Raw genomic sequence first — 23,372 nt, forward strand, 5'->3', positions numbered from 1 at the left:
TGTAAAACATTATATTAAAAAGGAGAACAGCTTTTTGAATAAAATCAAATCAGCTCTATTGTCAATTGCTGTGCTTAGCATGGCTTTTCTTACTAATTCGGTTATGGCAGATCAACAAGGTGATGCCCTTGTAATTAAAACACCATTTGATATAGCAAGTAAGACTTTTGAGGTAACTGCACAGCAATCTACTAATGGTAAAGCGATTAAAAGTATTGATGTTGCTATTTGGTCAGAAGAAAATGGTCAAGATGATCTTAAATGGTATTCAAGTTCAAATGTTTCGAATGGTCAAGCTAAAGTTCAATTTAATTTAGCTAATCATGGTAATCATGCAGGAAATTATAATACTCATGTTTATACTACTTATACTGATGGTAGTAGATCTGGAGTTGTCATGGAAAATACACGGATCAGTCCAAAAGCGCCGACACTCAGTCTCAAAGATGGTGGTATTCGAATGTCTACGGATATTTATGCTCCAACTAATGGAACGCTTTATTATGCAGTTTGGTCAGAAGAAAATGATCAAGATGATCTTAAATGGTATGCTGATAATGGTACAGGAACAACAATTGCTGACTTAAAAAATCATAGTGGATACGGTAAATACAATATTCATACGTATGTATCACAAGATGGAAAGATGTCAGGGATAAGTTGTCAAGATATTACAATTGATAAGCAAGAGGTTTCTTACCAGATTAATAAAGTTAATGACACAACTTATGATGTATTAGTAACTAATGTACCAGAATATATTACTTCAATTACTGTTCCAGTTTGGTCTAATGCAAATGGACAAGATGATATCAAATGGTACACGACAACAAAAATAGGAGATGGAATTTATAAAGCACAAATCAATTTAGGGAATCACGGTTATGCATCTGGTGACTATAGTGTTCATATTTATGGACAAAATGCTATTAGTAATAATTTTGAAGGGTTAAGAGTAACATCAGGCTTTAATGCAGTTAATGTTCCTAAACCAACCACTACTCCAACTCCACGTATCACAACATATATCAATGAAACTAACACATATCCAGTTGGTCAATGTACATGGGCTGTAAAATCTTTGGCGCCTTGGATTCCTAACTTGCTTGGAAACGCTGGTGGGTGGGCAGTCAATGCTCGTGCTAAGGGCTTCAGAGTTGGAACAACCCCAAGAGTAGGTTCAATTGTTGTTTGGCCTCATGATGGTGGTGGCTATGGTCACGTTGCTTACGTAACGGATGTATCAAGTAATACACGTATTCAGGTTAAAGAAGCAAACTACGCTGGCAAACAATACATTAGTAATTTTCGCGGATGGTTTAACCCACTTGATTCATTCTGGGGTGGTGATGTTTCTTACATTTATCCAGATTAATCTAAAAGAGGATGGCGTTTTTAAACGCTATCTTTTTTTGTTTTGATGAAAGTGTATGTGCTTGAAGGGCTTTCAAAATCATGTTACAATATCTTTGAGTAAAGAATAGAAAGAGGGGGATTGATTTGAAAAAGAATATCCTTCGAAGCTGCCTAATATCTCCGATTATTATAGGAGCTTTTTTAAGTTCGGGGCAAGTTTTCGCTGACGAAAACACAACCACCCAATCAACGACAGTAACTGAGAATGTTCAATCATCGGTAGAGCAGTCTAGTTCACTTCAATTAAATAGTGATAGTGTTATCTCTGATGATAATGAAACAAACAACTCATTACCATCATCTGAAGTTCAAAATGAATCACAAAATTTAACCGATGCTGATAAGCAAGATTCAGCAATTGCTGATGGTCAAGAAGCTGAAAAAAATGCCGATGACCAAACCAGTCTGATTAATCCTTCCATTTCTGAAGAAAAAGAAGAAGCTGATGAAACTTCTAAAGGAGATGTGCTAACGTCATCACCAGATAGTCAAAAAACAGATAATCAATTAGCTGATGACACTTCCAAAGAAGATGCAGTAGCAGTTATTAATGACTCAAAAGTTTCGACATCAAATGTTCAAGCTGTCAGTCAAAAAGTACTTAATCAACTGGCTGCATCAAAAGTAGCAGTTAAAGAAGTAACTAGTGCTAGCTTAACAAACAAAGGGTTTGATATTCAGTATAATCAAGCTATTCCCGCAGGTGCTAAAATCATGTTTGCCGTTTGGTCTGATGCCAATGGCCAAGATGATTTGATTTGGTACACAGCTGATAGCAATGGTCATGTTGTGGCTAAGTATACTGGTTCTTATGGAAAATACTATATTCATACCTACCAAAATCTTAATGGGCAAATGACTGGTCTAAACGGTCGTTCTATTGATGTTCCAAAACCAAGTGCTAAAGTGACAATTACAAAAGTTGATGGAACAACTTACAAGGTGACCGTTAGTGACATTCCAGCTTATATCACAAGTATTCAGCTACCAACTTGGACTGAAAAAGGCGGTCAAGATGATATCAAGTGGTATAGCACAAGTCAAAATGCGGATGGTACATTTACTAGAACTTTTAGCATTGCTGAGCATAACATGGAAAGCGGACAATACAATGTCCACGTTTATGGAACAAGTGCAGTAACTAATTCCCTAACAGGTTTAACAGGGACAAGCTTCCAAGGTGATTATAAATTTGGCGATGTTCATGTCGGAGCAAAATTGACTCAAAATGGTATTGCAATTACTATGACAAGTGATGTCAGTTCAGATTTGACAGTTTATCATGCCGTTTGGTCAGCTAAAAATGATCAAGATGATCTTATTTGGTATAAAGTCCCAGCTAATGGTCAATTAACAGCTAAGTATACAGGTGATTATGGTACTTATTTGATTCATACCTATGCAGTCATCAAGGGTCAAATGGTTTGCTTGAGTGCGACATCTATTGATGTTCCAAAACCAAGTGCTAAAGCAAAAATTACAAAAGAGAGCGCCACAACTTATAAAGTAACCATTACTGATGTGCCTGTCTATATTGATAGTATTCAAGTTCCAACTTGGACAGAAGCTAACGGTCAGGATGATATTCAATGGTATAAAGCTACTAAAGCAGCAGACGGTTCTTATTATGTTATCTTTAGCGAAGCTACACATAACTTTGAATCAGGTACATACAATGTTCATGTGTATGGTAATAGTCGTGTCACAAATAGTTTAGTTGGTCTTCTTGGAACACGTTTTGAAGCAGGTTATCAATTTGGCGATGTCCATGTCGAAGCAAAACTCACTCAAAATGGTATTGTAATTACTATGCCAAGTGATATTAGCACAGATTTACAAGTGTCACATGCTGTTTGGTCAGCTAAAAACGATCAAGATGATCTTAAGTGGTATAAAGTTCCAGCTAATGGCCAATTGACGGCTGCTTATACAGGTGATTATGGTACATATCTCATCCATACCTATGCTGTAATTAATGGCAAGATGACATGTATCAGTGCGACATCAATTAACGTTCCAAAACCAGAGGTTAAAGCAACGATTACTAAAGAAAGTGACGTTAAGGTTAAAGTAACGGTTTCTAATGTTCCTGTTTATATTACTGGTATTACGCTTCCAATTTGGACAGAGAAGAATGGTCAAGATGATATTAAATGGTATCAGGCTACTAAACAAGCAGATGGCACATATGTATTAACATTTTCACCAAAACAACACAATTTTGAATCAGGACATTATAACATTCATGTCTATGGTCAGAGTCAAGTTAGTCATTCTTTTGAAGGATTAACGGCGACAAATGGTGTGGATTTAGCAACTGAAAAATATGTTGTTGCCCCATCTGTAACGGTTCAAAATCATGATGCAAGTGGTGGTACTTTAAAAGTTCGTGTAGCTGAGTCTGAAAATACTAAAAGTATTAAACAGATTCGTGTTGCAGCATGGTCAGAAAGTAATCAATCTAATCTTCACTGGTATACAACTTCTGATATTTATGATGGTGTGGTTACTGTGATGGTTAATGAGAAAAATCATGGTTATATCAAGGGTGACTATACGGTTCATGTTTATGTTGATTTCACTGATGGCACAACTTCAGGATTCAATCTCGGAACTTATGCTTTGAACGCTGACAAGCCGGTTCACGCCCCATCATATTTCATTGATATTAGTAGCCACAATGGTGTAATTTCAGTTAGTGAATATCAATCATTGAAGAGTCAAGGAATTACTGGGGTTGTTGTTAAATTAACTGAAGGAACATCATACACGAATCCATACGCTCGAGCACAGATTACCAATGCTCAAGCCGCTGGCTTAAAAGTATCTGCCTACCATTATTCTCATTATGAGACAGCTGCAGAAGCAAGAGCAGAAGCGCAGTACTTTGTCAGTGTTGCTAAATCAATGGGACTTTCAGGATCAACAACAATGGTTAATGATATGGAAGAACGAGCAATGCTAAATGGTGACCTTAATGGTAATACACAAGCATGGAAAGATGAGATGAAGCGTCTTGGTTACAATAATAATGTTTATTACACAATGGCGAGCTGGTTGGACACTAAAGGTGGAAAATTAAACACAGCTAAATTTGGTTTGTCAAATCTCTGGGTAGCGCATTATTTGTATGCTTATACCTATTTGGATCAAGAATCAGCTAAGTCTTTATCTTACTATTCAAATACAGCTGCATGGCAATACACAAGTGTTTCACCAAAATTATCTCATGCGCTAGATGAAAGTATTGATTACACTGGTCGATTTACTTTGTAAAAGGGGGAGAATAACGATGAAAAAGCGATTAAAACTTGTTCTGACTTTAGTCTTGTCACTTTGTATGGTGACAGCTTGTACAAGTCACTCAGAAAATCATACAAAACAAAGTTCAACAACTAAAACAAGTACCAAAGTCACAACTTCTAGTTCAAGTAGCATTTCGTCATCGGTTTCTTCAGAAAGTCAATCATCATCAACAGAAGCTTCATCTTCACAAGCCGAACAAGACATTGAACCAATTTACACAGGTGCTATTTTAAAAGCAAATTATTCTACTATGGCTGGAAATTGGCAAAATGCCGCAGGTGATGTTTTAACTTTTAATGACAAAGGTTTAGCAACTGAAGGCATGACACCTAATATCTTAGATATTGATCAAAATGGCATTCTGTTATTAGATGTTCAGACTGGTGCAAGATCAAATGTTACTTTGTATATTGTTCCTGCAGGGACTTCATTTTCATCAGATTATCTAAATGGACAAGCTGATAACACAGACGTTTCAAAAGATCGCGTGATTTCATCAGCTGACATCAATTCAGGTGATTTGGCTAATAAGGCCTACTATCATGTTTCACGATAACTCTGCTTTTTTTAAGTAAAGCTTACCTAAAAAACAACCCATGTGGTTGTTTTTTTGTAACCGATTATGTGATATAATAGTTAACGAGAAAAATAGAGGTGAATGATGTCTTACGAAAACTTATTAAATCGTTTTTTAACCTACGTTAAAGTTAATACACGTAGTAATCCAGATAGTACTACAACACCATCGACACAAACTCAAGTCGATTTTGCTTTGAACATTTTGAAACCTGAGATGGAGTCTGTTGGTTTGCAAGATGTTCATTATTTAACAAATGGTTATCTTGTTGGTACACTACCAGCTAACGATTCAACAAAAATACGTAAAATCGGATTTATTGCTCACATGGATACAGCCGATTTTAATGCAGAAGGAATCAATCCGCAAATTATCGACAATTATGCTGGAGGTTCTATTGAATTAGGTAAATCTGGTTATGCTCTTTCACCAGAAGAATTTCCAAATTTGAATAATTACTTAGGTCAAACCTTGGTAACAACTGACGGAACAACTCTTCTTGGTTCAGATGATAAATCAGGTATTGCTGAAATTATGACAGCCATTGAGTATTTGGTGGCTCATCCTGAAATCAAACACGGTGAAATTCGAGTAGGATTTGGACCAGATGAAGAAATTGGTGTCGGAGCTAATAAATTTGATGTTGATGATTTCAATGTTGATTTTGCCTACACTGTTGATGGTGGTCCGCTTGGTGAACTTCAATATGAAACATTCAGCGCTGCAAGTTTAGAGATTGATTTCATGGGACGTAATGTTCACCCAGGTACAGCTAAAAATCAAATGATTAATGCTTTACAATTAGCAATTGATTTCCATAATCAATTACCAGAAGCTGATCGTCCAGAAAATACTGAAGGTTACGAAGGTTTCTACCACTTGCATGGCATGGAAGGTAGTGTTGAAAAAGCACACAGTTCATATATTATTCGTGATTTCGAAGATGAATCATTTGAAAATCGTAAAAAATTAGTTCAAGAAATTGCTGATAAAATGAATGCTGAACTTGGCAAAGACTGTGTTCTTGTTACGCTTAGTGATCAGTATTACAACATGAAAAAAGTCATTGAAAAAGATATGACTCCTGTAGAATTAGCTAAGGAAGTAATGGAAGATTTAGACATTACACCAGTTATTGAACCAATTCGTGGTGGAACTGATGGTTCTAAGATTTCATTTATGGGTATTCCAACACCAAACTTGTTTGCTGGTGGAGAAAACATGCATGGACGTTTTGAGTTTGTCAGCCTTCAAACAATGGAAAAAGCAGTTGATGTTATTGTTGGAATTGTTCAAAAATAATTAAGCTTTATCTAAGCGTTATTTGTTAGAATTAGCTAAATGGAGGACCGCAATGATTAAAATCTTTGGAAAGATTCGATACCATTGGCAACCAGAATTATCTTGGTCAGTTATTTATTGGTCGATTGCAATGGTTCCGATGTTTATCGGTTTATCATTATTATTTGAGCGGACAAAGATACCAAGTCAATTTTTTGTGTTATTCGCTATTTTTATCATTTTAGTTGGATTAGGATTCCATCGTTATTTTGTGATTGAAGAAGATGGAAAACTTCGAATTGTTTCGTTAAATCCATTTAAGAGATCAAGACTTGCAATTGCACAAATTGAGTGTGTTGAAGTGAATAAGTCAGGTTTGATTTTAAAAGTCAAAAATCAGAAAGATAGAATTTTTTCAATGCGAAAATGGCCTAAGAAGTATTTCTTAGATGCTTTGGCAGTTCATCCAGATTTTCGTGGTACGGTTGAATTGACGGATAATTTTATTAAACTTGATTATTTTGAGGCTTATAAGTCTGACAAAAAAGCCCCTACTAAATTGTAAGGGCTTTGGTTGGACAAGATTTGACAGCGAGAAGTGTGTCTTTGTCTGAGTCAGGGATTGTTTGTTCTAGTAAATCAGAATCAGCAAATTTCACAATGCCATCATCATGGTAATCAAAATGATTAGAGTATGTTTGGCAGAGGCCACAGGCAATACATTTTTCAGGAATTATTGATACTTTCATATTATCATTGTAATATGAATTGATATATTTAACAAGGGGACATTATGGCAAAACAACCATGGGAAGAAAAAGTAGTCGATGACAACGAAATCAGAATTAGCCGTAAAACAAAAGGTTCTGTTATCAGCACACCTTTGTTAACAGCTTTATTGAGTGTTTTCTTTGTTATTGTTGTTGCGATTTTGTTTGTTGTTTTTTACACTTCAAATCGTGGTGGTGACAAAGCGTCTGAAACATCAAACTTTTATGGCGCATCATCTAGTGTTGTTTCTTCATCAGAAGCGACAAGCTCTGAATCAGCTTCAAGTGAGGCTCCTTCAACAGATGATAGTTCTAGTGATACAACTGAGTCATCAAGTGAAAGTAATGGAGATACTATTACAGTCATGTCTGGTGAAGGTGCGGCATCAATTGCTGCGCGTGCAGGAATTTCAGTTGATAAACTATACGAGCTCAATCCAGACCACATGACTTCAGGATACTGGTATGCAAATCCTGGAGATGAAGTACATATTAATTAGGAAGAAAAAGGAATCATGAAATCAATTAGAATTGCGATTGATGGTCCTGCTTCAAGTGGAAAGAGTACGGTAGCCAAGATTATTGCTAAAAATCTTGGCTATACTTATCTTGATACTGGAGCAATGTACCGTTCAGCAACTTATTTAGCATTACAAAATAAATTAACAGAAAAAGATGTAGAAGGTATTTTAAAAGCTTTGGCTAATAATCCAGTGTCATTTGGTCGTGCTGAAGATGGTAGTCAAACAGTATTTGTTGGCGATAAAGATGTTACCCTTGCCATTCGCCAAAACGATGTGACAAATAACGTCTCATGGGTAGCTGCTATTCCAGAAGTTCGTGAAGAACTCGTAAGACAACAACGTCGCATTGCTGAAAATGGTGCAATCATCATGGATGGTCGCGATATTGGTACAGTTGTTTTACCAGATGCAGAACTAAAAATCTTCTTGATTGCTTCTGTTGAAGAACGTGCAGAACGTCGTTTCAAAGAAAATAAAGAAAAAGGAATTGAAACAGACTTTGAAACACTTAAACGTGAAATTGCAGAACGTGACTACAAAGATAGTCATCGAAAAGTTTCACCATTAAAAGCTGCTGAAGATGCAATCACATTTGATACAACAGGTGTTGATATTAACGGTGTTGTGAAATTTATTCAAGAAAAAGCAGAAAAAATCATTGACATGGACTAGTCTCTATGATAGAATATAATCAATGAGAAAAGCAGAAGTGAGAACTTCTCGCCTTGCGACTACGGTTGTCTGGCCCAACATGTCAAAGATTCCGATAGGAATATTACGTGTGTGCGGGCTTGAGTTATCAAGTCCGTTTCGTTTTTCTCTAAAAAAATAAAGAGGTGAAAATCATAGCTAAGAAAGATCTATTCATTAACGATGAAATCCGCGTTCGCGAAGTTCGTCTCGTTGGTCTTGATGGTGAACAATTAGGAATCAAACCATTATCAGAAGCTCAAGCTATCGCTGACGATGCTAATGTTGACTTGGTTCTAATTCAACCACAAGCTACGCCACCTGTTGCTAAAATTATGGACTACGGAAAGTTCAAATTTGAGTATCAAAAGAAACGTAAGGAACAACGTAAAAAACAAAGCGTTGTGACTGTTAAAGAAGTTCGTCTTAGCCCAGTTATCGATAAAGGTGACTTCGAGACTAAACTTCGTAATGGCCGTAAATTCCTTGAAAAAGGAAACAAAGTGAAAGTCTCAATTCGCTTTAGAGGTCGTATGATTACTCACAAAGAAATTGGAGCAAAGGTATTGGCTGAATTTGCAGAAAGAACGCAAGATATTGCTATTATTGAGCAAAGAGCTAAGATGGATGGACGTCAAATGTTCATGCAACTTGCTCCAATTCCAGACAAAAAATAATTGTCAATTTTAAACTATTTTAAGAGGAGAATTCTAAAATGCCAAAACAAAAAACTCACCGCGCATCAGCTAAACGTTTCAAACGTACAGGTTCTGGTGGATTGAAACGCTTCCGCGCATTTACTTCACACCGTTTCCACGGTAAAACTAAAAAACAACGTCGTCATCTTCGTAAAGCAGCTATGGTGCACTCAGGAGATTTCAAACGTATTAAAGCAATGCTTTCAGGTCTTAAATAAGACGAAAGCAATTACTCGATATTATTAAGAATTATTTGGAGGAGAATATAAATGGCTCGTGTTAAAGGTGGCGTTGTATCTCGTAAACGTCGTAAACGTGTATTGAAACTTGCTAAAGGTTACTATGGTGCAAAACATATCTTGTTCCGTACTGCAAAAGAACAAGTAATGAACTCTTACTACTATGCATACCGTGACCGTCGTCAGAAAAAACGTGATTTCCGTAAACTTTGGATCACTCGTATCAATGCGGCAGCTCGTATGAACGGTTTGTCATACTCACAATTGATGCACGGTTTGAAATTGGCTGAAATCGAAGTTAACCGTAAAATGCTTGCTGATTTAGCAGTTAACGATGCAGCAGCTTTCACAGCTCTTGCAGATGCAGCTAAAGCTAAACTTGGTAAATAAGAATGATTAAAAAGCTAACCACTTGGTTGGCTTTTTTCTTTGTCCACTCACAGGTTTAAAACGGAGTTTAAGGAGAAGTTATAGACTAGTTTGCTATCTGATTTGAGGTTAGTTGCGCTCTTTGGAAATTAAAAATTAACTTGCTAACAGCATTGTAGCAAGTCTATTTATTAGTCTTTTAAGCTGCTTTTTCTTTAAAAATACTTAGTTTATGATTAACAAGTCTTCTTTTAGTTATCAATGATGTATTGGAGGTTTTAAATAACTTTGAGTTAAAGATTTTTTCATGTTAAAGTGGAAGTAGCAAAGCGGTCATTAATAGAGATAAAAAAAGAAACTGAGTTAAATTACTCAGTTTCTTTTTGGGTTATTCATTACTGCTACTAGAGCTACTTGAACTTTCATGTAGTTGCATATAACTTGGTGCTTTGAACAAATCAGCTGTTGATTGGTCACCACGCTCACTGTATAAGCTTGTTGATTGATCACCACGTTTTTTCTCGATTGATTTAAGTGATTTCAAGGCGTGAGTATATGATATTGATGAACTGTCAACTTCTTTCAAACCTGTATCATTATCGAAGCGAAGGAGATCTCCGGTTTGAACTTCATCACTAACGGAAAGTTGTTTAGCAACTGCATCACGAATAGCTTTAGTTGCTGCTTGAGTGTTTTCGTCAGGATTAGTAATCTCTTGACCAGAATCAGTGTAGTAAAGATGTCCACTGTAACTTGTATAAGTTGGTGTGACGTAATCACCAGATGTTCTAAAGGCAACTGTTTGATTGTTATCACTTGATAACAAGTCTTGACCAAGTTGAACATAGTTTTTAGTATCAATACCTAGCAAGTGTAGTAGTGTTGGTAAGTTGTCTACTTCACCACCGAAGGTATTACTAATGTGTCCTTCAGTAAATCCAGGAATGTGAATCATGTAAGGAACTCGTTGCAACATAGCGTTGTCATAATCAGTCCAAGTTTCAGAATCTTTTCCTAGAAGTGGTGCTAAGCTGGTATTTCTTGAATTAGAGATACCATAGTGGTCACCGTAAAGAACGATAATTGAATTGTCATATAAACCAGATTCTTTTAAGTAGTCAAAGAAAGCTTTGACGGCAGAATCAAGGTAGTTTGCAGTAGCGAAGTAACCATTAATTGTTTCATCATCAGTTTTAGCAAGTGGGAAACCTTCTTCATCAGAATTTCCGGCCAAACTAGTGTATGGGTAGTGGTTACTTACCGTAATAAATTTAGTGTAGAAAGGTTGTTGCATGTGCTCAAGGTATTTAATTGAGTCAGCAAACATGTATTTATCATTCAAACCATATTGGAAAGAATTTTCACTATTTTGTTTTGTAAAGTAAGAAGAATCAAAGAAATAGTTGTAGCCCCATTGTTTATAAGCGTTGTTACGATTCCAGAAGGTACCAACGTTACCGTGGAAAACAGCACTTGTATAATCACCGGTTTGTCCGAGGATAGATGGAGCAGCATAGGCTGTGTTTGTACCACCGTAGTTAACTAAGTAAGAACCACTGCTAAGCCCAAACAATGATGTTTCCATTAATGTTTCGGCATCAGAAGTTTTACCAGCCTTAACTTGGTGGAAGAAGTTAGAAAATGCAAGTGTTGAATTTGAATGGTAAAGTGAGTTAAGGAAAGGAGTAACTTCGTACGATTTTCCATCAACTTGCAAATGATAGTCAATCAAAAATTGTTGGAAACTTTCCAAGTGAATAACAATAACATTTCGTCCTTTTGCAATCCCGAAGTATTTTGAGTTAGGGGCTGCATAGTGCTCAGAAACATAATCTTGCGCTTCTTTTAAATCAGAGGCAGTTGCTTCACTACGAACTTTTTCAGTTTGATAAGTTTGATTAGCACTGTAGGCTGTGAATGACGGTAAGCCAAGAGCTCTAACAACATAGACATTTGAAAAACCACGTGTTAACAACTCAGGACGATCAATTTCAGCCATGAAAAGGTTAATTGAAAATAAAAGAGTTGATAAAGCTGTAATAGCAAAGCTAGCGCGCTTGTTAAACGGACGATTATCAACTTTTATTTTCTTAGTAGCAAATAGTGCAAGGAGAACGATGTAATCAATAATGTATACAATATCCCAAACACGTAGCAAGTTAAGGGCTGAATCACCAAGACCAGCAGAAACTTTACTACTTGCTAGCATTGCACTTACCGTGATAAAATCCGAAAATTCACGGAAATAAATCGCGTTAGAAATAAGAAGAATATTTAATATTGTGTAGATAATCCAACTAACAATATAAAAAACACGCGTTCTCTTGATATAAAGGCTTAACCCGAGCAATAACAATCCGAGTGGAATAGGATTGATAAGTGATAATAAAAGTTGGTACGGATTCTCTAGTCCAAGACTAAAGTCAACGTGATAAGCCCACATAGTTTTAAGCCAGTATAAGGCCAAAAGTGTCAAAATAAATCCCAAACGTGTATTAACCACGTGAGAGACAATTTGTTTCATTTTTTTCACTGTAGGAACTTCCTTTATTCTTTTTTTCCTAAAGATAAAATCTCAATTTCAATTATATCATAAAGAAAAGATTTTTAGTACAAGGAACTGTACCCTATTTTAAAGGGATTTGGCCAACCTAAGGTAATAGTATTGTCTGATTTTTTGATATTCTGGTGAAAAGAAAGGTGGAAATTTTTACTTAATAGTAGTCAAGGCTGAATCGGTTTCTTCTTTTGTTCGTTTTTTCCATGCTAGATATGGTTTACTGCACTGTAAAATAGGTAAGAAATATAAAATTTAGTGGGAAAAATTCAGAATTTTTGATATAATAGACTTCATGAACAAACTATACGTGGATTCTTTCGTTGAAAAGAAAATTAAGCGTGGTATTCAACTTTTGGATGGAAAAGATTTTCATCAACTTGATTTAGATAATCAATTAGTTGCACTTTATAATCATTCACGGCAGTTTTTGGGAACAGCTTACCTTTCTCGACAGAATAAAGGAATTGGTTGGTTCTTAGGAACAAGCAAGATTGATTTAACAGAGTCTTATTTTGTTAGCTTGTTTAGCAAGGCTAAGCAAAAGCGACAACATTTTGAGAATTCTGATTTAACAACGGCTTACCGATTATTTAATCAAGATGGCGATAATTTCGGTGGTGTGACGATAGATCGTTATGCTGATTTTGTTGTATTTTCTTGGTATAACACTTTTGTTTATCAGTATCGTGATATCATTGTCGAAGCCTTTCAAAAAGTTTATCCTACGGTAAAAGGCGGATATGAAAAAATTCGCTTTAAAGGACTTGATTATGAGTCAGCTCACATTTATGGTCAAGAAGCACCTGAAACCTTTACTATTTTGGAAAATGGTGTCAAATACAGTGTTTTCATGAATGATGGTCTGATGACAGGTATCTTTTTAGATCAACATGAAGTCCGTGATGCTTTAATTAATGAACTAGGTCTGGGAAGACGTGTTCTGAACATGTTTTCATATACAGCAGCTTTTTCAGTTGCAGCTGCTATGGGTGGTGCTACTGAAACAACTTCTGTAGACTTAGCGAAACGTTCTCGTGAATTGTCTCAAGCGCATTTTGAAGCCAATGGCCTTGATTTGACTAATCATCATTTTGTGGTCATGGATGTTTTTGAATATTTCAAATACGCTAAACGTAAAAACTTGACTTTTGATTTGATTGTTATCGATCCACCAAGTTTTGCTCGTAATAAAAAACAAACATTTTCAGTTGCTAAAGACTATCACCGTTTAATTAGCCAAGCACTAGATGTTTTATCAGATGATGGCACAATCATTGCATCTACGAATGCAGCTAATTTAACTGTGGCACAATTTAAGAAACAATTGGAAAAAGGATTTGCTTCTGTTAAGCATGAGTATATTCGCTTGCAACAATTGCCAAGTGATTTCACGGTTAACAAAGCAGATATGAGCAGTAATTATTTGAAAGTATTTACAATAAAGGTTGAGAAATGAAGATAGTAGTACCTATTATGCCGAAAGATTTAGAAGAGGCGCAGTCGATTGACATCTCGAGGTTTGAAGATGTCGATATTATCGAATGGCGAGCAGATTACTTAGCCAAAGAAGATATTATGACGGTTGCGCCAGCTATTTTTGAAAAATTTTCTGGCAGAGAAATTATTTTTACTATTCGTACAGATAGAGAAGGTGGTAATCTTAATCTATCTGATGACGAATATGTTGAGCTTTTGAAAAATATCAATGCTATTTATCATCCAGATTACATTGACTTTGAATATTTTTCACATAAAAAAGCCTTTCAACAAATGTTAGAGTTTCCAAATCTAGTTTTGTCTTATCATAATTTTGAAGAGACTCCTGAAAACTTGATGGAATCATTTTCTGAGCTAACAGCACTGGCTCCTCGTGTGGTAAAAGTTGCTGTTATGCCGCAGAGTGAACAAGATGTTATTGACTTGATGAACTATACTCGTGGATTTAAAACCTTAAATCCAGAACAAGAGTATGCAACGATGTCAATGGGCATACTTGGACGTGTTTCGCGTTTTGCTGTTGATGTTTTTGGCTCATCATGGTCTTTTGCAAGCCTAGACCAAACAAGTGCACCTGGACAGGTTGCTCTTGCCGATATGAAACGTATTAGGGAGGTACTTGATGCAGATTGATGGATACACTCGCTTAGCCGCTGTTGTGGCAACGCCGATTAAACACTCTATTTCACCATTTATTCATAATTACGCTTTTGATAAAACAGGCGTTAATGGTGTTTACGTTGCCTGGGATATTCCTGAGGAAGATCTAGCGGTTACTTTGGAAAATGTTAAACGTTATGACATGTTTGGTGTTAATATTTCAATGCCATACAAACAAAAAGTCATGCCTTATATGGATGAGTTGACTGATTCAGCAGCTCTGATTGGTGCGGTTAATACTGTTATTAATCGTGACGGCAAATTGGTTGGCCATAATACAGATGGTATTGGCTTCTTTAGAAGTCTGTCTACTTTTGCTGATTTTGATGTAAAAGGCAAAACAATGACGATTCTTGGTGGCGGAGGAGCTGCAACGGCTCTTATTGCACAAGCAGCACTAAATGGTGCTGGTCATATTAACATTTTCAATCAGACACAGTTCTTGGATGCGACTCGAGATAAAGCTAAAGAACTATCTGATAAAACTGGTGTATCTATCACAGTTTATCCAGTCGAAGATTTGAAAACAATTCAAGAAAAGGTTTTGAAATCACAACTTTTTGTCAATGCGACAAGTGTTGGAATGGATGGAAAATCAATGATTATCACAGAAGATTTTGAATTTCCTGAAGGATTGTTGGTAGCTGATACGATTTATCAACCATTTGAAACACCATTCTTGAAATTAGCACGAAGCAAAGGTCTCAAAGCGCTTAATGGCTTGGGAATGTTATTGTTCCAAGCTGCAGAAGCATTTGAAATCTGGACTGGTGAGACTATGCCAACAGCTGAAATTTGGTCAGCTTTAGAAGAAAAGTACAATACAAAATAGGATAATATAGGTGACGCTAATGAAATTGAATGTTAATCTCCCTCAAACACCTTATGATATTGTGATTGAAAAAGGTGTCTTAGCTAAAGCCGGTGATTGGGTAAAGTCATTATGGCAACCTCAAAAAATCGCCCTTATTACAGATAACCATGTTGGAAGTTTGTATGCTGAAAAAGTTAAGCTTAGTATTGAAAATGCTGGCTTTGAAGTGATTGTTTTTGATTTTCTAGAAGGTGAAGCTTCAAAAAATCTTCAGACAGTTAATAAAGCGTATGAATTCTTGGTTAAAAACGGCATGACACGTAGCGATGGTATTGTTGCCCTTGGTGGTGGTGTCGTTGGAGATTTAGCTGGTTTTGTTGCGTCTACTTATATGCGTGGCATTCATTTCTTACAAATTCCGACAAGTTTGACTGCTCAAGTCGACTCATCAATTGGTGGTAAAACTGGTGTCAATACGCCATTTGCCAAAAATATGGTTGGTACTTTTACGCAACCGGATGGTGTTTTAATTGATCCTGAAACTCTTCAAACTCTTGGAAAACGTGAGCTCATTGAAGGGATGGGAGAAGTGATCAAATATGGTTTGATCGATGATGTTGAATTGTGGGATGAACTATCTGCTATGGATGGTTCACCAGAAAGCATTTTAAATCATGCTGAGAGCATTATCTACCGTTCATGTAATGTAAAACGTAAAGTCGTTGTTGAAGATGAACTTGATAATGGCGTTCGACTTTATCTTAATTTTGGTCACACCATTGGACATGCTGTGGAAGCAACAGCAGGTTATGGTAAAGTGATGCATGGTGAAGCTGTAGCGATTGGTATGGTACAAATTTCTCGTGTTGCCGAAGCGAAAGGTTTAATGCCTAAAGGCATCACTAAAGATATTTATGATATGTGCCAAAAATTTGGTTTGCCAACAGACTACCAACCATGGGATGTTGAAGTACTTTATGGTGCTTTAGTACATGATAAGAAAGCTCGCGGTAAAATGATTAAGACCGTCATCGTACCAGAGCTTGGTAGTGCAGCGATTAATCAGATCCCCCTTGAAGAGATGAAAGAGTATTTGGAGAAGTAATATGAGATATTTGACAGCTGGTGAATCTCACGGACCGCGTTTAACTGCAATTATTGAAGGAGTTCCTGCAGGACTTCCTTTAACTGCTGACGACATTAATGTTGATTTAAAACGTCGCCAAGGCGGCTATGGCCGCGGCGGACGTATGAAAATTGAGTCAGATAAAGTTGAAATCACATCTGGTGTACGTCACGGTAAGACAACTGGTGCTCCAATTACCCTCAACGTTATTAATAAAGACCATCAAAAATGGTTAGATATTATGGCTGTTGAAGATATTGATGATGCCTTAAAAACAAAACGTAAAATTACTCATCCACGACCAGGTCATGCGGACCTTGTTGGTGGTATGAAATATCGATTTGAGGATTTGCGTAATTCTTTAGAGCGTTCGTCTGCACGCGAAACAACAATGCGTGTAGCAGTTGGTGCAGTTGCTAAACGTATTTTGGCTGAACTTGATATCGAAATTGCTAACCATGTGGTGGTATTTGGTGGCAAAGAAATCGATGTTCCAGAAGGCCTTACGGTTTCACAAATTAAAGAATTAGCAAGTCAATCTGAAGTTTCAATTGTTAACCAAGAACGTGAGCAAGAAATCAAAGATTATATCGACCAAATCAAGAAAGATGGGGATACCATTGGTGGTGTGGTTGAAACAGTTGTCGGTGGCGTTCCTGTTGGACTTGGTTCTTACGTTCAATGGGATAAAAAACTTGATGCTAAGATTGCTGGTGCGGTTGTTTCTATCAATGCCTTTAAAGGTGTAGAGTTTGGTTTAGGTTTCAAAGATGGTTACCTTAAAGGAAGCCAAGTAATGGATGAAATCCTTTGGAACGAAGAAGAAGGTTACACTCGTCGCACTAATAATCTTGGCGGTTTTGAAGGTGGAATGACAAATGGACAACCAATCGTTGTTCGCGGTGTCATGAAACCTATTCCAACGCTTTATAAACCTTTGATGTCAGTTGATATTGAAACACATGAACCTTATAAAGCAACTGTTGAACGTTCAGATCCAACGGCTCTTCCTGCAGCTGGTGTTGTTATGGAAGCTGTTGTAGCAACAGTTGTGGCTGATGAGATTCTTGAAAAATTCTCTTCTGACAATCTCGAAGAATTAAAAGAAGCTGTCGCTCGTCATCGTGATTATGTCAAACATTTTTAATGCATAAACAGTTGACTGAAGCTGAGACTAGGGTGCTCAGCTTCTTTCTATAAGGAATTGTAATCCGGAAATGGAGAAACTATGAAAAATAAAGTGATTTATGTAGCAGGTTTAGGTTTGATTGGTGGGTCCCTGGCTTTAGGGATTAAACGAGACCATCCTGATTATAAAATCCTAGGATACAACCGTTCTGACAAATCGCGTAATGTTGCTCTTGAACGTGGTATTGTAGATGAAGCGACAGCAGATTTTAAAGAATTTGCTCCACTAGCTGATGTGATTATTTTGGCGGTTCCTATTAAACAGACGATTGAATTTATTAAGATTCTTTCTGAGATGGATTTGAAAGATAATGTCATCATTACTGATGCTGGTTCAACCAAAGGTGAAATCGTTGAAGCAGGTGAAAAGTACTTAGCTGGTAAAAAGGTTCGTTTTGTTGGCTCACATCCAATGGCAGGTTCACACAAATCAGGTGCTATTGCTGCCGATGTTAATCTTTTTGAGAATGCTTATTATATTTTTACACCATCTTCTTTAACGCTTGATGGAACAATCGATGAACTTAAAGGAATTTTGTCTGGCTTGCACGCACGTTATGTGGAAATCGATGCAGCTGAGCATGATCGTGTGACCAGTCAAATCTCGCATTTTCCTCACATTCTTGCTGCAAGCTTGATGGAACAAGCGGGTGATTATGCGACTGAACACGAAATGGCTAATCATTTTGCAGCTGGTGCTTTTCGAGATATGACACGTATTGCCGAAAGTGAGCCAGGCATGTGGACCAGCATTCTTTTGACAAATAAAGAAGCAGTTATAGGCCGCATTGATGATTTTAAAGAGAGACTTGATGCGGTTAAAGAATTTATTTCTAAAAGCGACGGTGATGCCATTTGGAATTACTTCAACCATGCTAAAGAGACACGTAAGGAAATGCAAATTCATAAACGTGGTGGTGTAGAAAGCGCCTTTGATCTTTTTGTGGATGTTCCTGACGAAGAAGATGTTATCTTAAGAATCTTGGAATTACTTCGTGGAACGTCTTTGGTTAACATTCACGTTAACGAGGAAAATCGTGAAGATATCAATGGTATCTTACAGATTTCGTTTAAGAATGCTAAAGATTTAGAGCATGCTAAAAAGGTTATTAGTGAAAATACTAATTATAAAGTTCATATTAATTAAGGAGAGATACTATGGCAAATATTTATGATTTAGCAAACGAATTGGAACGCGAAATTCGTGTTCTTCCAGAATACAAAAAAGCACAAGAATGTCGTGCTGCCATTGATGCTGATGAAGAAGCCAAAGCCTTGTTTAAAGAATTTACTGAATTCCAACAAGGGCTTTATGCAAAATTGCAATCTGGCCAAATGCCTACAGGTGATGAACAAACTAAAATGCAAGAACTAGGGGCTAAAATTGAAGCAAATCCAGTTTTGAAAGCCTATCTTGGTGCGCAACAATCATTATCAGTGTATGTAGCAGATCTTGAAAAAATCATTTTTGGACCACTACAAGATCTTTTGAAATAACTATTGTAACCTAACATTTCTTGTTAGGTTCTTTTCGTATTTTTAGGATGAAAGGTCTATAATGATTGATAACTTTATAAGGAGGTTGTTTTATGTCACGTAAGGTCGGAATTATTGGAATGGGTCATGTCGGCTCAACAGTTGCTCATGGGCTGATTGCTCAGGGAGCATTTGATGATTATGTACTAATTGATATAGATGAAAAGAAAGTGACAGCGGATGCCGTCGATTTTCGTGATGCAGCAGCAAATTTGAATCAACATGCTAATATTGTAATTAATGATTATCAAGCTTTAGCAGATGCTGATGTGGTGATTTCTGCTTTAGGGAATATTAAACTCCAAGATAATCCTAATGCAGACCGTTTTGCTGAGTTGCCATTTACTGCAAAAGAAGTGCCTGGTGTTGCTAAAAAATTGAAAGAAGTTGGTTTTAAAGGCATTATTATTGCTATTTCAAATCCAGTTGATGTGATTACAAGCCTTTATCAACATTATTCAGGGCTTCCAAAAGAACGTGTTATTGGAACTGGTACCCTACTTGATACAGCTCGTATGAAACGTGCTGTTTCAGAACGATTTGGTGTTGATGCTCGTAGTGTTTATGGTTACAATTTGGGTGAACATGGTAATTCACAATTTACAGCTTGGAGTCAAGTTCGGGTTAAAGGTCAACCTATTTCAAAATTTACTGACGATGAAACACTTGACGAAATTGCTCATGAGGCTATGATTGGTGGTCATACTGTCTTTTATGGTAAGAAATACACTAGTTATGGTATTGCAAGCGCAGCGATTCGTTTAGCACTTGCCGTTGTTTCAGATAGTCATGAAGAACTTCCTGTTTCAAATTACTATGAACCATTAGATACTTACCTTAGCTATCCAGCTATTGTTGGACGAGAAGGTATTATTGAACAAATTAAATTGACATTACCTGCAGAAGAAGAAGCTAAGCTAGAAAACTCAGCTAACTTTATCAAACGTAAATTTGCTGAAAGTCTAAAATAAAGAAAAATCCCATCTGAAAATCAGGTGGGATTATTGATTAAGCAAATAATTTCGAACTTCTGAAATGAAATAAAGAGAACCCGTGACAACAAAGAGGTCATCGGTTTTTTGTTTAGCTTGTTTGAGCCAATCTTTGTAATTGGCAATTTTGGTATATTGCTCAGGGTAATCTGATAGAGCTTGTGCCTGATAGAAGTCAAAGCTTGTAACAGCTAAGTCATAGGCTGATAACTCCTCAAGCATTTGATTGAGGGGTTTACGCCCTAGTCCAGCAAAAAGGATATGGATGGTTTTATTTGAAAAATCACTTTTTAAAACATCGACTAATTTAGCAATGGAATCCTCATTATGAGCGCCATCCAACATGAGATTATCTTGAATGAGTTCACAACGTCCAGCCCAGACTGTTTTTTGTAATCCTTTTTTGATACTTGTTTCAGTAATCTTAGTGAAGTCAGGCTTCAGGATATTAGCCGCCATGGCCGCCAATGAAGCATTAGCCCTTTGATGGTGCCCAAGCATCGATAAAGTGATGTCTGAGATAGTTGTATTTTTGTATGTGAATGTAAAAGTTCTTCCGTTTTCACTGATTGAAAAATCTTTATTAATCTCAAAGGTCGGACAATTCAAGTTTTTGGCTTTTTGATAAAAAACTTGTTGAACATCTGGTGCCATTTTACCAAAGATAAAAGGAACATGAGTTTTTAGAACGCCAGCTTTGTGACTAGCAATTTCTGTCAAAGTATCTCCAAGGGTATCTTGGTGGTCAATGCTGATTGAGGGACAAATGACGGCTTTAGCTGTGAAGACATTAGTTGAGTCGTAAGTTCCGCCGATGCCTGCTTCTATGACAGCTATGTCGACTGGATTGATTTTGGCAAAATAGTAGAACATGAGCACAGTAACAAGTTCAAATTCTGTCACTTTACCGACTTTATTTTGAAAATCATAGTTTTCGACAATAGGCTTAATAGCCTGCGCAGTTTTTACCAAATCCTGGTCAGAAATTTCCTTGCTATCGATAGCAATTCGCTCGTTAAAGCGCGTGATAAAAGGAGAAGTGAATGTTCCTGTTTTATAACCAGATTCAGTTAAAATGTGTTGTAGAAAACTTGTTGTTGAGCCTTTTCCGTTTGTTCCAACGATGTGGATAGCAGGAAACTTGTCTTGGGGATTGTCAAGCAAGTTTAGGAGATATCGCATACGCTCTAAACTTGGTCTGCGTCCGTTAGCTTTGTGAGAGTGAATCCAATTTAGTGTTTCAGTATAAGACATCATTTGATTTACCTAGTAAAAAAGAGGTGGGCTGGTAAGGAATTCTTTTGAGCCCATTCCTCTTTGATATTATTGATTTGTTTCAGTAGCACTTCCTGCTGTAGTATCAGATGTTGCTTGAGAACTTGTTTGAGTGTTGTCTTGAGTTGTATCAGCACTTGAACTATAAGTTGTTGTATCTGAACTTGAGCTGTAGCTTGTGTCAGCGTCATCGTTATAAGTTGTATTAGCTGAAGCTGAACTTGAGTAAGTAGTTGATGCTGATGTATCGGTTTTACTATTGTTTCCTTTGTTGCCTTCTTTAATAACAACGGTTGTTGTTGATTTATCAGTTGGTTTCTGATTTGAAGAACCTTTCACAGCATTAGTGATTGTAATGCTGGCTACGATAATACTAAGGATAGAACCAATAAGTGCAATTGTTTTTTGAAAGGCTGAAAAGCCTTTTTTAATGTGCTTTGATGGGGCTTGTTCCTTATCTTTTTGTGATTTTTTTTGACGTCTTGAATAATGTTGAGACATTTTTAACTCCTTTTTCGCGTATGATTCTATTATAGTTTTTTCATTTTAAAAGTCCAGTATGAGATGAGGCTCTTTCAGAAAATATTTTAAAGCATTTTCTTAAAAATAGCCTTAAAAAACTTAGGATTAAAGCTTTCACACTTATAAGAGACTGTGCTATAATGGTAGTATTGATTTTTTGGTGAAGGAAGAAAAAATGATTTACTTTGATAACTCTGCCACAACAATTCCTTATCCTGAAGTATTACGAACTTATCAGGAAGTGGCAAGTAAAATTTATGGAAATCCCTCAAGCTTGCACAATCTAGGAACAAAAGCTAGTCGTATCTTAGAAGCAAGTCGTAAACAAATTGCTGATTTACTTGGGGTAAAAAGCACAGAGATTATTTTCACTTCTGGCGGTACAGAAGGTGACAACTGGGTTCTTAAAGGTGTTGCTTTTGAAAAAGAGCGCTATGGAAAACACATTATCGTATCAGATATCGAACACCCAGCTGTAAAAGAATCTGCAAAATGGTTAGCAGAACACGGATTTGAAGTTTCTTATGCACCTGTTAATGAAAAAGGGTTTGTTGATGTTGATAAATTAGCAGAGCTTTTACGTCCAGATACAACTCTTGTATCAATTATGGCTGTTAATAACGAAATTGGTTCTATCCAACCAATCAAAGCTATCTCAGAATTACTATCTGATAAACCAGGAATTTCATTCCACGTGGATGCTGTCCAAGCAATTGGGAAAATTCCAGCTGCTGATTATCTAACAGATCGTGTTGATTTTGCAAGTTTTTCTGGACACAAATTCCACAGTGTGCGTGGTGTCGGTTTCATTTATAAAAAAGAAGGTAAAAAACTTAATCCCTTACTAGCTGGTGGTGGTCAAGAAGGTGATCTTCGTTCAACTACTGAAAATGTGGCAGGGATTGCAGCGACAGCTAAAGCTCTTCGTTTGGTGACTGATAAAGAAGCTTATGCACTTCCAAAAATCGCGAAAATGAAAGAAATCATCTTCGATGAACTTGCTAAACATGAAGATATCCTTATTTTCTCTGGTAAGGATGATACATTTGCACCAAACATTTTAACATTTGGCATTAAAGGTGTTCGTGGAGAAGTTGTGGTTCATGCCTTTGAAGAGCATGAAATTTATATTTCAACAACTTCAGCTTGTTCATCAAAAGCTGGAAAACCAGCAGGCACTTTGATTGCTATGGGACTTCCGACAAAATTGGCTCAATCAGCTGTTCGCATCAGTCTTGATGACGACAATGATATGGGACAAGTGGAACAATTCTTAACAATTTTCAAACAAGTTTACGAAAAGACAAAAAAAGTAAGATAATCAATAAGAAA

At 36.6% G+C, this 23,372-nt stretch carries 23 protein-coding genes and 1 other annotated feature; of the genes, 19 read left to right on the top strand and 4 right to left on the bottom strand.

Features of this window, described 5'->3' with window-relative positions; translation table 11 throughout:
• The first annotated feature begins 34 nt into the window (after positions 1-34).
• From BLP98_RS01575 to BLP98_RS01595, 5 genes are all read left to right on the top strand, one after another.
• Positions 35-1,375, top strand: a complete 1,341-nt coding sequence (locus tag BLP98_RS01575; RefSeq protein ID WP_074481591.1) for a GBS Bsp-like repeat-containing protein — start codon at positions 35-37, stop codon at positions 1,373-1,375.
• Between the two features lie 125 nt (positions 1,376-1,500).
• Positions 1,501-4,692: a GBS Bsp-like repeat-containing protein gene (locus BLP98_RS01580; RefSeq protein ID WP_074481592.1), complete on the top strand. Its 3,192-nt coding sequence runs from the start codon at positions 1,501-1,503 to the stop codon at positions 4,690-4,692.
• A gap of 16 nt (positions 4,693-4,708) precedes the next feature.
• On the top strand, positions 4,709-5,278 hold the full coding sequence (locus BLP98_RS09440) for a DUF6287 domain-containing protein (protein ID WP_074481593.1): 570 nt from the start codon (positions 4,709-4,711) through the stop codon (positions 5,276-5,278).
• Between the two features lie 105 nt (positions 5,279-5,383).
• Positions 5,384-6,601, top strand: coding sequence for a peptidase T (gene pepT / locus BLP98_RS01590; protein WP_074481594.1), 1,218 nt, complete (start codon positions 5,384-5,386; stop codon positions 6,599-6,601).
• 52 nt (positions 6,602-6,653) lie between these two features.
• Entirely contained in the window at positions 6,654-7,145 is a 492-nt protein-coding gene (locus tag BLP98_RS01595; protein ID WP_074481595.1) for an EbsA family protein, read from the top strand.
• Here the strand turns inward: BLP98_RS01595 and BLP98_RS01600 are convergent.
• On the bottom strand, positions 7,135-7,329 hold the full coding sequence (locus tag BLP98_RS01600; RefSeq protein ID WP_074481596.1) for a ferredoxin: 195 nt from the start codon (positions 7,327-7,329) through the stop codon (positions 7,135-7,137). The two genes, BLP98_RS01595 and BLP98_RS01600, sit on opposite strands and share 11 nt — an antisense overlap.
• Positions 7,330-7,373: 44 nt before the next feature.
• Here BLP98_RS01600 and BLP98_RS01605 point away from each other — a divergent pair, with 44 nt between their 5' ends.
• The 5 genes from BLP98_RS01605 to rplT all read left to right on the top strand — a co-directional run bounded on the left by BLP98_RS01605 (position 7,374) and on the right by rplT (position 9,891).
• Entirely contained in the window at positions 7,374-7,850 is a 477-nt protein-coding gene (locus tag BLP98_RS01605) for an SAG1386/EF1546 family surface-associated protein (protein WP_074481597.1), read from the top strand.
• Positions 7,851-7,865: 15 nt separating this feature from the next.
• Complete coding sequence (cmk, locus tag BLP98_RS01610) at positions 7,866-8,546, top strand: (d)CMP kinase (protein ID WP_074481598.1); 681 nt, start codon at positions 7,866-7,868, stop codon at positions 8,544-8,546.
• Between the two features lie 23 nt (positions 8,547-8,569).
• Positions 8,570-8,697: a sequence feature (ribosomal protein L20 leader region), on the top strand.
• A 13-nt stretch (positions 8,698-8,710) separates the two neighbouring features.
• Positions 8,711-9,241, top strand: a complete 531-nt coding sequence (gene infC, locus BLP98_RS01615; RefSeq protein WP_003065423.1) for a translation initiation factor IF-3 — start codon at positions 8,711-8,713, stop codon at positions 9,239-9,241.
• A gap of 38 nt (positions 9,242-9,279) precedes the next feature.
• Positions 9,280-9,480 (top strand): 50S ribosomal protein L35, encoded by a 201-nt coding sequence (gene rpmI / locus BLP98_RS01620; RefSeq protein WP_003065422.1) that lies wholly within the window; start codon positions 9,280-9,282, stop codon positions 9,478-9,480.
• A 51-nt stretch (positions 9,481-9,531) separates the two neighbouring features.
• Positions 9,532-9,891, top strand: coding sequence for a 50S ribosomal protein L20 (gene rplT, locus BLP98_RS01625; protein WP_000124839.1), 360 nt, complete (start codon positions 9,532-9,534; stop codon positions 9,889-9,891).
• A gap of 367 nt (positions 9,892-10,258) precedes the next feature.
• Here rplT and BLP98_RS01630 read toward each other — a convergent pair whose 3' ends face one another.
• Entirely contained in the window at positions 10,259-12,394 is a 2,136-nt protein-coding gene (locus tag BLP98_RS01630) for an LTA synthase family protein (protein WP_419177407.1), read from the bottom strand.
• A gap of 328 nt (positions 12,395-12,722) precedes the next feature.
• Here BLP98_RS01630 and BLP98_RS01635 point away from each other — a divergent pair, with 328 nt between their 5' ends.
• The 8 genes from BLP98_RS01635 to BLP98_RS01670 all read left to right on the top strand — a co-directional run bounded on the left by BLP98_RS01635 (position 12,723) and on the right by BLP98_RS01670 (position 20,222).
• Positions 12,723-13,886 (top strand): class I SAM-dependent rRNA methyltransferase, encoded by a 1,164-nt coding sequence (locus BLP98_RS01635; RefSeq protein WP_074481600.1) that lies wholly within the window; start codon positions 12,723-12,725, stop codon positions 13,884-13,886.
• On the top strand, positions 13,883-14,560 hold the full coding sequence (gene aroD / locus BLP98_RS01640; RefSeq protein WP_074481601.1) for a type I 3-dehydroquinate dehydratase: 678 nt from the start codon (positions 13,883-13,885) through the stop codon (positions 14,558-14,560). Before BLP98_RS01635 ends, aroD begins: the two co-directional genes overlap by 4 nt.
• The gene (locus BLP98_RS01645) at positions 14,550-15,419 is read left to right on the top strand and encodes a shikimate dehydrogenase (protein ID WP_074481602.1); all 870 of its coding nucleotides are present in this window, start codon (positions 14,550-14,552) and stop codon (positions 15,417-15,419) included. Before aroD ends, BLP98_RS01645 begins: the two co-directional genes overlap by 11 nt.
• A gap of 19 nt (positions 15,420-15,438) precedes the next feature.
• On the top strand, positions 15,439-16,506 hold the full coding sequence (aroB, locus tag BLP98_RS01650) for a 3-dehydroquinate synthase (RefSeq protein WP_074481603.1): 1,068 nt from the start codon (positions 15,439-15,441) through the stop codon (positions 16,504-16,506).
• A gap of 1 nt (position 16,507) precedes the next feature.
• Complete coding sequence (gene aroC / locus BLP98_RS01655) at positions 16,508-17,674, top strand: chorismate synthase (protein WP_074481604.1); 1,167 nt, start codon at positions 16,508-16,510, stop codon at positions 17,672-17,674.
• An 81-nt stretch (positions 17,675-17,755) separates the two neighbouring features.
• A complete protein-coding gene (locus BLP98_RS01660) occupies positions 17,756-18,862 on the top strand; it encodes a prephenate dehydrogenase (protein ID WP_074481605.1) in 1,107 nt (368 codons plus the stop codon).
• 11 nt (positions 18,863-18,873) lie between these two features.
• The gene (locus tag BLP98_RS01665) at positions 18,874-19,212 is read left to right on the top strand and encodes a YlbF/YmcA family competence regulator (protein ID WP_020916975.1); all 339 of its coding nucleotides are present in this window, start codon (positions 18,874-18,876) and stop codon (positions 19,210-19,212) included.
• A 92-nt stretch (positions 19,213-19,304) separates the two neighbouring features.
• On the top strand, positions 19,305-20,222 hold the full coding sequence (locus BLP98_RS01670; protein ID WP_074481606.1) for an L-lactate dehydrogenase: 918 nt from the start codon (positions 19,305-19,307) through the stop codon (positions 20,220-20,222).
• Between the two features lie 30 nt (positions 20,223-20,252).
• Here BLP98_RS01670 and BLP98_RS01675 read toward each other — a convergent pair whose 3' ends face one another.
• Together BLP98_RS01675 and BLP98_RS01680 are read right to left on the bottom strand one after the other, a co-directional pair.
• Complete coding sequence (locus tag BLP98_RS01675; RefSeq protein WP_074481800.1) at positions 20,253-21,497, bottom strand: bifunctional folylpolyglutamate synthase/dihydrofolate synthase; 1,245 nt, start codon at positions 21,495-21,497, stop codon at positions 20,253-20,255.
• Between the two features lie 69 nt (positions 21,498-21,566).
• The gene (locus BLP98_RS01680) at positions 21,567-22,019 is read right to left on the bottom strand and encodes a DUF6556 family protein (RefSeq protein ID WP_074481607.1); all 453 of its coding nucleotides are present in this window, start codon (positions 22,017-22,019) and stop codon (positions 21,567-21,569) included.
• A 196-nt stretch (positions 22,020-22,215) separates the two neighbouring features.
• On the opposite strand from BLP98_RS01680, the gene BLP98_RS01685 reads away from it, so the two are divergent.
• Positions 22,216-23,361, top strand: coding sequence for a cysteine desulfurase family protein (locus BLP98_RS01685; protein ID WP_074481608.1), 1,146 nt, complete (start codon positions 22,216-22,218; stop codon positions 23,359-23,361).
• Positions 23,362-23,372: the final 11 nt, after the last annotated feature.

The sequence above is a fragment of the Streptococcus equinus genome, assembly GCF_900104225.1.
GTDB classification, from domain to species: domain Bacteria; phylum Bacillota; class Bacilli; order Lactobacillales; family Streptococcaceae; genus Streptococcus; species Streptococcus equinus_D.

Coding starts and splice junctions, on each gene's coding strand:
- BLP98_RS09440 (WP_074481593.1), top strand. CDS start 4,709: ATGAAAAAGCGATTAAAACTTGTTCTGACTTTAGTCTTGTCACTTTGT.
- pepT (WP_074481594.1), top strand. CDS start 5,384: ATGTCTTACGAAAACTTATTAAATCGTTTTTTAACCTACGTTAAAGTT.
- BLP98_RS01595 (WP_074481595.1), top strand. CDS start 6,654: ATGATTAAAATCTTTGGAAAGATTCGATACCATTGGCAACCAGAATTA.
- BLP98_RS01600 (WP_074481596.1), bottom strand. CDS start 7,329: ATGAAAGTATCAATAATTCCTGAAAAATGTATTGCCTGTGGCCTCTGC.
- BLP98_RS01605 (WP_074481597.1), top strand. CDS start 7,374: ATGGCAAAACAACCATGGGAAGAAAAAGTAGTCGATGACAACGAAATC.
- cmk (WP_074481598.1), top strand. CDS start 7,866: ATGAAATCAATTAGAATTGCGATTGATGGTCCTGCTTCAAGTGGAAAG.
- rpmI (WP_003065422.1), top strand. CDS start 9,280: ATGCCAAAACAAAAAACTCACCGCGCATCAGCTAAACGTTTCAAACGT.
- rplT (WP_000124839.1), top strand. CDS start 9,532: ATGGCTCGTGTTAAAGGTGGCGTTGTATCTCGTAAACGTCGTAAACGT.
- BLP98_RS01630 (WP_419177407.1), bottom strand. CDS start 12,394: ATGAAACAAATTGTCTCTCACGTGGTTAATACACGTTTGGGATTTATT.
- BLP98_RS01635 (WP_074481600.1), top strand. CDS start 12,723: ATGAACAAACTATACGTGGATTCTTTCGTTGAAAAGAAAATTAAGCGT.
- aroD (WP_074481601.1), top strand. CDS start 13,883: ATGAAGATAGTAGTACCTATTATGCCGAAAGATTTAGAAGAGGCGCAG.
- BLP98_RS01645 (WP_074481602.1), top strand. CDS start 14,550: ATGCAGATTGATGGATACACTCGCTTAGCCGCTGTTGTGGCAACGCCG.
- aroB (WP_074481603.1), top strand. CDS start 15,439: ATGAAATTGAATGTTAATCTCCCTCAAACACCTTATGATATTGTGATT.
- aroC (WP_074481604.1), top strand. CDS start 16,508: ATGAGATATTTGACAGCTGGTGAATCTCACGGACCGCGTTTAACTGCA.
- BLP98_RS01660 (WP_074481605.1), top strand. CDS start 17,756: ATGAAAAATAAAGTGATTTATGTAGCAGGTTTAGGTTTGATTGGTGGG.
- BLP98_RS01665 (WP_020916975.1), top strand. CDS start 18,874: ATGGCAAATATTTATGATTTAGCAAACGAATTGGAACGCGAAATTCGT.
- BLP98_RS01670 (WP_074481606.1), top strand. CDS start 19,305: ATGTCACGTAAGGTCGGAATTATTGGAATGGGTCATGTCGGCTCAACA.
- BLP98_RS01675 (WP_074481800.1), bottom strand. CDS start 21,497: ATGTCTTATACTGAAACACTAAATTGGATTCACTCTCACAAAGCTAAC.
- BLP98_RS01680 (WP_074481607.1), bottom strand. CDS start 22,019: ATGTCTCAACATTATTCAAGACGTCAAAAAAAATCACAAAAAGATAAG.
- BLP98_RS01685 (WP_074481608.1), top strand. CDS start 22,216: ATGATTTACTTTGATAACTCTGCCACAACAATTCCTTATCCTGAAGTA.